General features: G+C 60.3%; 9 protein-coding genes. 7 read left to right on the top strand and 2 right to left on the bottom strand.

The features are described 5' to 3' along the window. Positions 1-12: 12 nt before the first annotated feature. Positions 13-2,430: an endopeptidase La gene (gene lon / locus BW686_RS00790; RefSeq protein ID WP_084913772.1), complete on the bottom strand. Its 2,418-nt coding sequence runs from the start codon at positions 2,428-2,430 to the stop codon at positions 13-15. A gap of 175 nt (positions 2,431-2,605) precedes the next feature. Here lon and BW686_RS00795 point away from each other — a divergent pair, with 175 nt between their 5' ends. Genes BW686_RS00795 through BW686_RS00810 form a run of 4 tightly spaced genes read left to right on the top strand, consistent with a single transcriptional unit; the run spans position 2,606 to position 6,932 of the window. Then, positions 2,606-3,280, top strand: coding sequence for a methylamine utilization protein (locus BW686_RS00795; protein ID WP_084913773.1), 675 nt, complete (start codon positions 2,606-2,608; stop codon positions 3,278-3,280). Then, positions 3,277-5,631, top strand: a complete 2,355-nt coding sequence (locus BW686_RS00800; RefSeq protein WP_084913774.1) for a putative bifunctional diguanylate cyclase/phosphodiesterase — start codon at positions 3,277-3,279, stop codon at positions 5,629-5,631. The genes BW686_RS00795 and BW686_RS00800 overlap by 4 nt, the downstream gene beginning before the upstream one ends. Before the next feature lie 3 nt (positions 5,632-5,634). Then, on the top strand, positions 5,635-6,510 hold the full coding sequence (locus BW686_RS00805) for a DUF3034 family protein (protein ID WP_084913775.1): 876 nt from the start codon (positions 5,635-5,637) through the stop codon (positions 6,508-6,510). After that, positions 6,510-6,932 (top strand): group I truncated hemoglobin, encoded by a 423-nt coding sequence (locus BW686_RS00810; protein ID WP_084913776.1) that lies wholly within the window; start codon positions 6,510-6,512, stop codon positions 6,930-6,932. Before BW686_RS00805 ends, BW686_RS00810 begins: the two co-directional genes overlap by 1 nt. Before the next feature lie 45 nt (positions 6,933-6,977). Here the strand turns inward: BW686_RS00810 and BW686_RS00815 are convergent, their stop codons facing one another. Further along, a complete protein-coding gene (locus BW686_RS00815) occupies positions 6,978-7,970 on the bottom strand; it encodes a GntR family transcriptional regulator (protein ID WP_179149129.1) in 993 nt (330 codons plus the stop codon). 344 nt (positions 7,971-8,314) lie between these two features. Here BW686_RS00815 and BW686_RS00820 point away from each other — a divergent pair, with 344 nt between their 5' ends. The 3 genes from BW686_RS00820 to BW686_RS00830 all read left to right on the top strand — a co-directional run bounded on the left by BW686_RS00820 (position 8,315) and on the right by BW686_RS00830 (position 12,024). Beyond that, on the top strand, positions 8,315-9,691 hold the full coding sequence (locus BW686_RS00820; protein ID WP_084913778.1) for an amidase: 1,377 nt from the start codon (positions 8,315-8,317) through the stop codon (positions 9,689-9,691). A gap of 83 nt (positions 9,692-9,774) precedes the next feature. Next, a complete protein-coding gene (locus BW686_RS00825) occupies positions 9,775-10,656 on the top strand; it encodes a polysaccharide deacetylase family protein (protein WP_002554892.1) in 882 nt (293 codons plus the stop codon). 27 nt (positions 10,657-10,683) lie between these two features. Continuing rightward, positions 10,684-12,024, top strand: a complete 1,341-nt coding sequence (locus BW686_RS00830) for an MFS transporter (protein ID WP_084913779.1) — start codon at positions 10,684-10,686, stop codon at positions 12,022-12,024. The last annotated feature ends 1 nt before the right edge of the window (position 12,025 follow it).

The raw sequence follows: 12,025 nt of genomic DNA on the forward strand, positions 1-12,025 counted from the left end.
TGGCATCAACCTCTAGAACAACACTTTCACCACATCGGCAAAGCGCTTGGCGAAGTGGACGGTAATGCCTTCCTTCAGGTAGTCCGGCAGTTCTTCGAAATTGCCACGATTGGGCTCAGGCAAGATCAACTCGTGGATTTTCTGACGACGGGCCGCAATGACCTTTTCACGCACGCCACCAATGGGCAGGACATGCCCGGTGAGGGTCAGCTCGCCGGTCATGGCGACGCCTTTCTTCGGTGCCTGATTACGCGCCAGTGACAGCAGAGCACTGGCCATGGTCACGCCCGCGCTCGGTCCGTCTTTCGGGGTTGCACCCTCGGGAACGTGAACATGGACGAACGCTTCATCGAAGAACTTCGCGTCGCCACCAAACTTTGACAGATTGGCGCTGACGTAGCTGTAGGCGATTTCTGCCGACTCTTTCATGACATCACCCAACTGCCCCGTCAGCTTGAAGCCACGGTTCAGCGTGTGAATACGGGTCGCTTCGATCGGCAAGGTCGCGCCGCCCATGCTGGTCCAGGCCAGACCCGTGATGACACCAACCCCCGACAGCACCTGTTCGCTACGGAACACCGGCATGCCCAGCGAGGCTTCCAGGTCTTTTGGACCGATCTTGATCACCGAATCGGGCGCATCCAGCAGCTTGACGACGGCTTTGCGCACCAGTTTGCCGAGCTGTTTTTCCAGGTGCCGCACGCCGGCTTCCCGCGCGTAGCCCTCGATAACCGCGCGCAGGGCGGTGTCGCTGATGGTCAGCTTGTTCTTGGCAACACCCGCCTTCGCCAGTTGCTTGGGCCACAGGTGACGCTTGGCAATCGCCAGTTTTTCTTCAGTGATGTAGCCGGACAGGCGAATGACTTCCATCCGGTCCAGCAACGGGCCGGGGATCGAGTCCAGGGTGTTGGCGGTACACACGAACAGGACTTTGGACAGGTCCAGACGCAGGTCCAGATAGTGATCGAGAAACTCGACGTTCTGTTCCGGGTCCAGGGTTTCCAGCAGCGCAGAAGCCGGATCGCCCTGATAGCTCTGACCCATCTTGTCGATTTCATCGAGCATGATGACCGGGTTCATGACTTCGACGTCTTTCAGCGCCTGCACCAGCTTGCCCGGCTGGGCGCCGATGTAAGTGCGGCGATGGCCCTTGATCTCGGCCTCGTCACGCATGCCGCCCACGCTCAGACGGTAGAAGGGGCGGCCCAGGGACTCGGCAATCGAGCGTCCGACACTGGTTTTGCCCACGCCCGGCGGACCGACCAGCAACACAATCGAACCGCTGATTTCGCCTTTATAGGCGCCGACGGCGAGGAATTCGAGAATCCGTGCCTTGATGTCATCCAGCCCGGCGTGGTGCTGGTCAAGCACCTTGCGTGCGTGCTTGAGGTCCAGCTTGTCTGCACCGTAGACGCCCCACGGCAACGAACTGGTCCAGTCCAGATAATTGCGGGTTACGGCGTATTCGGGGGACCCGGTTTCCAGCACCTTGAGTTTGCCGATTTCCTCGTCGAACTTCTTGCGAGCCTGCGGTGGCAGGGTTTTGCCCTCCAGGCGCTGCTCGAACTGTTCGATGTCGGCGCTGCGGTCGTCTTTGCTCAGCCCGAGTTCCTGCTGGATGACCTTGAGCTGTTCCTTGAGGAAGAACTGACGCTGGTGTTCACCGATCTTGCGGTTCACCTCGGCGGAGATTTCTTTCTGCAGCCGCGCCACTTCAACTTCCTTGCGCAGCATCGGCAGGACTTTTTCCATGCGCTTGAGCATCGGCACGCAATCGAGCACCTGCTGCAGTTCTACGCCGGTTGCAGAGGTCAGGGCCGCGGCGAAGTCGGTGAGCGGCGAGGGGTCGTTGGGGCTGAAGCGATTGAGGTAGTTCTTCAGTTCTTCGCTGTACAGCGGGTTGAGCGGCAGCAGTTCCTTGATCGCATTGATCAGGGCCATGCCGTAAGCCTTCACCTCGTCGGTAGGCTCATTGGGCTGTTGCGGGTACTCGACTTCCACCAGGTACGGCGGACGATGGTGCTTGAGCCAGGTACGAATGCGCACGCGGCTCAGGCCCTGCGCTACAAACTGCAGGCGACCGTTTTCGCGACTGGCGTGGTGAACCTTGACCAGAGTGCCATACTCGGGCAGCGCGGCCGTGTCGAAGTGGCGCGGATCTTCCTGGGGGGTGTCCATGAAGAACAGCGCCAGCGAGTGGTGCTCGGACTTGCTGACCAGTTCCAGCGTTTCGGCCCACGGCTCTTCGTTGACGATGACCGGCAGAACCTGCGCCGGGAAGAACGGGCGGTTGTGGATCGGGATGATGTAGACCTTGTCCGGCAGGTTCTGACCGGGCAAGGCAAGCGAGGTGCTGTCGGAACTCAGAGACACGTCGTGCTCGTCTGCGTCATCGGGCAAATCTGGCGAGTCTGTCTGCTGGTCGCTCATGGGGCACCTGAGAAGTTGAACATGGCTCTTAGATGGGGCAGTGACCCTCAGGTTTCAATAGTCTTGGTCGATAGTCTGTAAAGCGACAATAAAACCGCTGTTTCGTGGCCTTGAGGGAGGCAGCACAGCGCTGGATTATTTATTTGCGGCGCTGCCGCTATGGGTTGAGTCAGGTATGAGTAACGGATTTATCAAGGCAATGCTGGCCGGACTGTGCATGGCAGCCGCTGCGACGGCATCGGCCGCGACCTTCACGGCGCAGATGCTCGACAATCAGGGCAAACCGGTCGCCGACGCGGTGGTCACGCTCAAAGGGCCGCCCGGTGCCGCGCCGCTTGTGCTTCAGGCCTCGATGGACCAACGTGATCAAGAGTTCTCGCCACATGTTTTGGCCGTTCACACCGGCACTCAGGTCAAGTTTCCCAACAGCGACAACATCCGCCATCAGGTCTACTCCTTTTCCCCGGCCAAGCGCTTCGAGCTGCGGCTGTATGAGGGTACGCCCTCCGACCCGTTGCTGTTCGACAAGCCCGGTGTCGTGGTACTGGGCTGCAACATTCATGACTGGATGGTGGGCTATATCTACGTCACGGACGAGCCCTGGTTCGGTGTGACGGACAGCAACGGCCAGGTCAGGTTTGATCAAGTGCCGGTCGGTCATTACGTCGCCACGCTCTGGCACCCGCAGATCGAAGGCATGCAGCCAGTCTCGGGCGGCGAATTCGACGTGCCTGCCGCGGGCCTGACCCAGCGCTTCAGCCTGCCGCTTGAGGCGAAGGCCGAGGACAAGCCCGCCAGGCCTGCGCCCGGCGGATTCGGCGATGCCTTCCACAAGGCCGCACATGAATGAAATTTAAAGTCAGCTTTCAGGCGCGTATCGCCGGGGTTCTGATTGCCCTGTTGCTCATCGTCGTGGGCGCCGTCTACCTCGCGGTCAAGGTTGCCACCGGAGATGCCGTGCGCACCCAGGCTCAGGCGCAACTGGAAGTCGGTAGCCGGGTGTTTGAACGTCTGATTGATTCGCGGGGCAAACGCCTGCGTGACGGCGTGCAATTGCTGTCGGCCGACTTCGGTTTTCGCGATGCAGTGGCCAGTGCTGACTCATCGACCATTCGTTCCGTATTGCTCAATCATGGCAAGCGCATCAATGCCAGCGACATGTTTTTGCTGGGCATGGATGGCATGGTGGTCGCCAGCACCGTGGCCGAAGTACCTGAAGGTTCGAGGTTCATTTACGACCAGGCCCTGCGCGCGGCCAAGCGTGCCGGGCAGTCCGTCCTTATTGTCCCGGGCGGTGGGATCCCTCACCTGCTGGTCGAAAGCACCGTGCTGGCGCCATTGCCGATTGGTCGAGTGGTCATGGGGTTCACCATCGACAGCGAAATCGCCGAGGAACTGCGCTCGCTCAGTGGTCTGGAAGTGTCTTTTCTGACCGTAGAAGACGGCAAGGTCGGGGATTTGATCAGCACCCAGCCGCCCGCCTTGCATGCGGGCCTGATCCAGCTGATGCGCAGCTCCTCCGAAGGGCAGATGCTGCTGACCGAGCAATCAAACCTCAACTTTCTCAGCCAGACCCTGATACTCGCCAAAAGCAGCAATGGTGTTGACGGGCAAGTCATTGCCTTGTTGCAAAGCCCGCTGGACAAGGCTTTTCAGGCGTTTGCGCCGCTGGACGAGAAGATTTTCTGGATATCCATGGCCGCCTTGCTGGCGTCGTTGATCGGTACGCTGGCGCTGGCCCGAAGCGTTTCGCTGCCGGTACGGGCACTTGCGATTGCTGCCAAGCGCATTGGTGACGGTGATTACGAGACGCCGGTCAGCATGGCCCGCAGTGACGAACTGGGCATGCTCGCCAGCGCGATCAACACCATGCAGCACGGCATTGCCATGCGTGAAGGGCAGTTGGCGCATAACGCGTTGCACGACAACCTGACCGGGCTGCCTAACCGCGCCCTGATCATGGAGCGTCTGGGCAGCCTGATTGCGGCCCAGCGTCGGTTTGCCTTGTTGTACCTCAGTGTCGAGAACCTGACGACAATCAGCGAAAGCGCAGGTGCCGAGGGTGTCGAGCAGGTGTTGCGTCAGGTTGCCTTGCGCTTGCAGGGCATCGTGCGGTCCGGTGATACGGTCGCGCGGCTGAGCGCCAATGAATTTCTGTTACTGCTCGACAACACATCCGATGACGGCGCGGTGGGCATCGCTGACGCTGCGCAACGTCTGCTCAATGAGCCGCTGCGTGTCGACAATCAGGACCTCGCCCTTGAATGCTGCATTGGCATCACGGTTTACCCGGAACACGGCGATTCCGCTCAGGAACTGGTCAACCGTGCCGCTATCGCGCGCAAGGATGCAGCATTGCTTCCTGGCCGCCTGCAGATCTACCAGACCGGTAGCGACCTGGCTCACCAGCGTCAGATCAGCCTGATCCGCGACCTGCGCAAGGCACCGCAGAATGGCGAGCTGATGCTGCATTACCAGCCCAAGCTGGACATCCGCCAAGGCTATGTTCGTCAGGCCGAAGCTTTGCTGCGCTGGTCCCACCCTCAGTTTGGTAATGTCTCGCCTGCTGAATTCATCGTTCTGGCCGAGCGTACCGGCAGCATTAACCTGCTCACCAATTGGGTGATCGAGGATGCCATACGCCAACTGGCCGACTGGCGCCAGCGCGGTCTGGTGCTGCAGGTGTCCGTGAACATTTCCGCCGACGACCTGTTAGGCGATGACCTGGCGGCGTATGTCCTGAAATTGCTCAAGCAATACGCCTTGCCTGCCGAACAACTGGTATTCGAGATTACCGAGAGCGCCATCATGAGCGAGCCGGAAAAAGCCCTGGTGGTGCTGCACCGTCTGCGTGATTGCGGCATCAGCCTGTCGGTCGACGATTTCGGCACGGGCTATTCGTCACTCGCGCACTTGAAACGGTTGCCCGTACAGGAATTGAAAATCGACCAGTCGTTCGTACGTGATCTCGACGAAACCAGTGAAGATGCCGTCATCGTCCGCTCGACCATCGAAATGAGCCATAACCTGGGGCTGAAGGTGGTGGCCGAAGGTGTCGAGTATCAGCACAGCCTGGACTTGCTCCGGCGCTGGCACTGCGATACTGCACAAGGTTATCTGATCAGTCGTCCGCTGACGGCCTCGGCATTCGAAGCGTGGATCGCCGAGACTCAGGCTCCACCCCGACTCAATGTGAATTAAGCCATGTCCTACAAAATCTCGATGCTGTTGGGGGGCGTGCTGGTGAGTGTGTCCGGGGTCATCCCGACGCTTGCGCTGGCTGATAACGGGCGGTTGATCGCCACGGGCGGTGCAACCAGTATTGAAGGCAGCGCCGGTGGCGGCATCACGCCGTGGGCGGTGATCACCGGCTACAGCGAACAGGGCGAATGGGGTGCCACCGCTTTCGCCACGCATGTGAATCTGCCGGACTACAACCTCGATGTGGCGGGCCTTGCCGTCGCTTACGGGAATCGGGTCGAGTTTTCCTACGCGCATCAGCGCTTCGACATCAGCAATCTGCAGCACAAACTCAGCCTGCCTGACGACAACCTCAGCCAGGACGTGTTTGGCGTCAAGCTGCGGCTGTTCGGTGATTTGATCTACGACAGCCTGCCGCAGGTGTCGCTGGGGGTTCAGTACAAGCATCAGAACGATTTTCTGATCCCCAGCCTGGTAGGGGCTCAGCGCGATTCGGACGTCGAAGGCTACCTGACGGCCAGCCGTTTGTTCATGGGGGCCGCGTTCGGCTACAACGTTGTGGTCAACGGCGGACTGCGTTACAGCCGCGCCAATGAAACCGGCCTGTTGGGCTTCGGCGGGGATCGGCGCGACAGCCGCAGCGTGTTGAAAGAGGGGTCGGTTGCGGTCCTGTTCAACCCTCGCTGGGCCATGGGTGTCGAGTACCGCGAAAAGCCGGACAACCTTTCATTTGCGGGTGAAAGCGATTGGGCCGATATGTTTGTCGGGTATTTCCCCAACAAGCACCTGTCGGTCGTGTTGGCCTACGCCCGTCTGGGCGAAATCGCCACGCTGGACAACCAGAACGGCACGTATCTGTCTGTGCAGGGGAGTTTCTGATGAGGCGTTTGCTGATCTGTGTGGTGCTGACAGTGCTGGCCGCGTGTGCCCAACAACCGCCGAAGGACGACAGCCTTTATCAGGACCTCGGTCAGCGTGCCGGTATCCAGCGGATTGTCGAAGGCATGCTGATGAATGTGGCCAAGGACGACCGCATCGTCGAGCACTTCAAAAAGGTCAATATCGTGCTGCTGCGCGACAAGCTGGTCGATAAGCTCTGCGTCGAAGCTGGCGGCCCGTGCCGCTACACTGGCGACAGCATGGCGGAGTCCCACAAGGGCCAGCACCTGACGCCCAGCGACTTCAACGCACTGGTCGAGAACCTGATCGCATCGATGGACGCTGAGAACATCCCGGTTCCCGTGCAAAACCGCCTCATCGCCCGGCTGGCGCCGATGCGCGGCGAAGTGATCGGTAAGTAACGTGACATCAGTGGGGTGCCGGTCGTGACGCGACGCATGCCTCTTTCAACTCAGCCGCGTCAGATACCCCGGCACCTCCTGCTCCGGCAACACCGATAGCACCTTCAGGCGCTGGAGCATGCGTTGTCGTGCGCGTTGCAGGTGTTCCTTGAGGTTGAGTGCCGCGGCGTCAAACGCGCCGTGCAGCAACAGCTCGATGATCAGCCGGTGTTCGGCCAGCATCGCTTCGTCTGCCCCGATGTCCAGCAACCGGTAAAAAATCCGGTTGATGATCATCGGGCTCTGCGCCTGACTGATCAGGGTCGAGATCTTGCGGTTCTGCAGGCCTGCCAGGCATTGCTGATGCAGGTCATCCTCGATGCGCTCGATCTCCTCCAGGCTGCATTGCTCCGCGTTTTGCGCCTGTATGACCCTGGCCAGCATCGCCTCAAGTGTTTCACGGCCCAACTGCGGTGCGGTCAACCGCAAGGCCTCCGGTTCAAGGCAGGCGCGCAGCTCGTAATCTTCGGTAATCTCCCGAGCCGTCAGCGGTCCGGCCAGCCATTGCGAGTAGGGTTCTTTTTCCACCAGGCCGCGATCGCGCAAGCGCATCAATGCCTCACGCACCACGGCGCGGCTGACACCGTAATGCTGCGCGGCGCTCTGTTCATCCAGCCGGTAATGACCAAACGCGATGCAGGCCGACAATGCCGCGCCGATTTCGTCGTGTATGCGCTCGCCAAGCGGGCGTGTGTCGACCAGTTCCTCACTGCTGTCCAGGCCAAACTGTTTGTGGCTCAGGCTCAATCGTAACGGTTCCACGTCCTGGCGTTCCGGGTTGACCAGATAACCCCGGCCATCGAAACGGCTGATCAGCGCTTCTTCATGCAGCAGGTTGAGCGCCTTGCGCACTGGCACTCGACTGGTGCCGAACAGTTCTGCCAGCGGGGCCTCAAGCAGCACCAGTCCCTTGGCGGCCGCGCCCGTGACGATGGCGTTACGCAACACCTCACGGATCATGGTGTAGCGCGATGCGGTACGCGCGTCCTCTTCTGACATGGGTCTCATACACTTCTGGCGACTGACGGGCGATTCTCGCACAGAAGCGTCACTGTCACCTTGGGCTACGTTCCGATGCTCGCTCATGGGGCCACCGTTACTTTTTTGCACTGAAATGTACCTTTTGTAAAAGATACATTATTTCTTTATGACGTATTGAATTGCTCGCAGATCGCCAGATGAGGGAAGCAACGATGTGTTACGAGGCGTTCTAGTACGCATGTTCCAGCTTGATCATGAAGAACGGTTGACTGGAAAACCTTACAGTGCCAGCAGATTGGCATGAAATCTGCCTCTATAAAATGTACATTTTATTAATAAGTACATTTATAGGGTGCGTCTTCATGATTGATATCAGGAGTTCCAGCGTTCGCCAGGACGCCTGTGCAATGGCAGAGGATTTCGCCCAAGGTCGCAGTGACCCGTTGCAGGTCCTGGACAAGGCCCTGCAGCAGGCATCGCAGATCGACAACGTGTTTATTTCCCTGAGTGTCGAGCGTGCCCGTCGGGAAGCCGAAGCCTCTGCCGCCCGCTGGAAGCAGGGGCAACCATTGAGCCCGTTCGACGGCGTACCGATTGCCTGGAAAGACCTCTTTGATGTGGCCGGCTGCATCACAACCGCAGGCGCCGCGGTACGCAAGAGCCTGTCGCCTGCCTTGCTGGACGCCCCGAGCGTCGGCCTGCTGGCACGGTCCGGCATGATCAGTCTGGGCAAGACCAACCTCAGCGAATTCGCCTATTCCGGGCTGGGCCTGAATCCGCATTTCGGCACGCCGGTCAACCCGATGAGCGACAGCTCGCCACGCGTCCCTGGCGGTTCGTCCTCCGGTTCTGCGGTGGCAGTGGCTGCCGGGATCGTGCCGATTGCGATGGGCACCGACACCGCCGGTTCAATCCGTGTTCCTGCCGCCTTCAATGGCCTGGTCGGGTTTCGCAGCACCAGCCGCCGTTATAGCCGCGACGGCGTGTTTCCGCTGGCGCTGACCCTGGACAGCATCGGTCCGCTGACCCGCAGCGTACGGGATGCGCTGGTGATCGATGATCTGCTTTGCGCGCGCAGCACACCGTCTTCATTGATACCGCGCAGTCTGGCCAGCCAGCGTTTTCTGATCGACAAAGCCGTGCTGGAGGATGAGCGCGTCGAGCCTGCGGTGCGTGACAACCTGCTGCGTGCTATCGGCATCCTGCATGACAGCGGCGCGCTGATCGAGGTGCGTCCCTGCCAGGCCTTTCAGGCCACCTTGCAACTGATTCGGCAGCAAGGCTGGCTGGGCGCTGCAGAAGCCTTCGCGCTGCATCAAACGTTGCTGGACAGCGACGCCGCAAACCAGCTTGACCCCAGGGTTCGCAAGCGTCTGGAGGCTGCTCGGCACATGCCGGCCAGCCTGCTGGTCAATTTGTACGGCGCGCGCGAGCAATTGCAGGAGCAATTGGCCGCCGAACTCGATGGCGCACTGTTGCTCACCCCAAGCGTCGCCCATGTCGCACCGCCACTGGCGCCCTTGTTGGCCGACGACGAGCTGTTCGTTCAAACCAACCTGGCCACGCTGCGCCTGACGATGCCGGGCAGCCTGCTGAACATGCCGGGCGTATCGCTGCCCAGCGGAGTCGATGCAGCGGGCTTGCCTACCGGACTACTGGTCAGCGCTCCCGCCGGGGAAGACGCCCGCCTGCTGCGCGCCGCGCTGGCGGTCGAGTCGCTGCTGTTTGAGGCCGCTTGAGTCAACACACATGTGAACCCTTACCAACCGGCACGCGCGCAGACCCTTGCGGTGCCGATCTGATAACCAGCGGGAGAACCAAGATGGCCAAAGAAATTCTGTGTGCGTTTGGTGTGGATGTCGATGCAGTCGCAGGCTGGCTCGGCTCGTACGGCGGTGAAGATTCGCCGGACGATATTTCGCGCGGGCTGTTCGCCGGTGAGGTCGGGGCGCCACGTCTGCTCAAGCTGTTCGAGCGTTATGGCCTGCGCACCACCTGGTTCATTCCGGGGCATTCGATGGAGACCTTTCCCGAGCAGATGAAAGCGGTGGCAGACGCCGGTCATGAAATCGGCGTGCATGGCTACAGCCATGAAAACCCGATTGCCATGACCCCGGAGCAGGAAGAGATCGTTCTCGACAAGTCCATCGATCTGATCACCCAAATGACCGGCAAGCGCCCGACCGGTTACGTCGCGCCCTGGTGGGAGTTCAGCAACGTCACCAACGAGCTGTTGCTCAAGAAAGGCATCAAGTACGACCACAGCCTGATGCACAACGACTTTCACCCGTATTACGTTCGCGTCGGCGACAAGTGGACCAAGATCGACTACAGCCAGCACCCTGACACCTGGATGAAGCCGTTGGTGCGCGGTGAAGAAACCGACCTGGTGGAGATCCCGGCCAACTGGTACCTCGATGACCTGCCGCCGATGATGTTCATCAAGAAAGCGCCCAACAGCCACGGTTTCGTCAACCCCCGGCACCTGGAAGAAATGTGGCGCGACCAGTTCGACTGGGTGTATCGCGAACACGAACACGCCGTTTTCACCATGACCATTCACCCGGACGTGTCTGGTCGCCCGCAAGTGCTGCTGATGCTGGAGCGCTTGATCGAGCACATTCAAAGCCATGCTGGCGTCAAGTTCGTCACGTTCGACGAGATTGCCGACGACTTCGTGCGTCGCAATCCCCGTACCCGCTGATTCATTGCCCTGTCCGAGGCGTCACTCATGTCCATATACAATAAGCTCGACCTGACCGGCTGGAAACCTGAGCAACTGACTCCGGACCAAGTACGGTTCGCCACATGGATTGCGTTTTTCGCGTGGGTGTTTGCGGTATACGACTTCATTCTGTTTGGCACGCTGTTACCGGAAATCGGTCGGCATTTCAGCTGGAGTGAGGTCGAACAGGCCGAAATCGCGACCTGGGTCGCGGTCGGCACGGCGGTGGTGGCACTGGCCATCGGTCCGCTGGTAGATCGCCTGGGACGGCGCGTGGGTATCATTTTCACCGTGAGCGGTTCGGCGATCTGTTCGGCGCTCACGGCCATTGGCGGGTCGTGGGGCAAGTCGCCGCTGATCCTGATTCGCTCACTGGGCGGTTTGGGGTACGCCGAAGAGACGGTCAACGCGACCTACCTGAGCGAAATCTACGCGGCGTCTGATGACCCGCGACTGGCCAAGCGCCGTGGCTTCATTTACAGCCTGGTGCAGGGCGGCTGGCCGGTCGGCGCGTTGATCGCGGCCGGTCTGACGGCGGTGTTGTTGCCGATCATCGGCTGGCAGGGCTGCTTCGTGTTTGCGGCCATCCCGGCGATTATCATCGCGATCATGGCGCGCAAGCTCAAGGAAAGCCCGCAGTTCCAGATTCACCAACGCATCACGCAACTGCGCAAGAAAGGTGACGTGAGCCAGGCGCAGGCCGTGGCGCAAACGTACGGTGTCGATTACGACGAGCACAGCAAAGCGGGGATCGGTGCGGCCTTCCGGGGTTCTTCGCGGCGTGCCACGCTGGTGATCGGTGCTGCAATCCTGCTCAACTGGGCGGCGATTCAGGTGTTCAGCGTACTGGGCACGACAGTCATCGTCAGCGTTCACCACATCTCGTTTGAAAACTCGCTGATCATTCTGGTGCTCTCCAACCTGGTGGGCTACTGCGGTTACCTGTGCCACGGCTGGATGGGCGACCGGATCGGTCGTCGCAATGTCATCGGCCTTGGCTGGATGCTGGGCGGTCTGGCTTTTGCCGGCATGCTCTACGGGCCGAGCAATATGGCCATGGTGGTCGGGCTTTACAGCCTGGGGCTGTTCTTCCTGATCGGGCCTTACTCGGCGGCGCTGTTCTTCATCAGCGAAAGCTTTCCGACCAGTATTCGTGCCACCGGTGGCGCAATCACTCACGCGATGGGGCCGCTCGGCGCTGTCGTTGCAGGCTTTGGTGCCACCTCGGTACTCAGTGCAGGCGGCGACTGGCAGACCTCGGCGTTGTACTTCGGCGCGGTGCCTTGCTTTCTGTCGGGCGCGTTGATGTTCGCCGCGAAACATGTGCGACCTGAAACCGTTAAATAAG

The sequence above is a fragment of the Pseudomonas syringae genome (assembly GCF_002157375.1).
GTDB classification, from domain to species: Bacteria; Pseudomonadota; Gammaproteobacteria; order Pseudomonadales; family Pseudomonadaceae; genus Aquipseudomonas; species Aquipseudomonas syringae_T.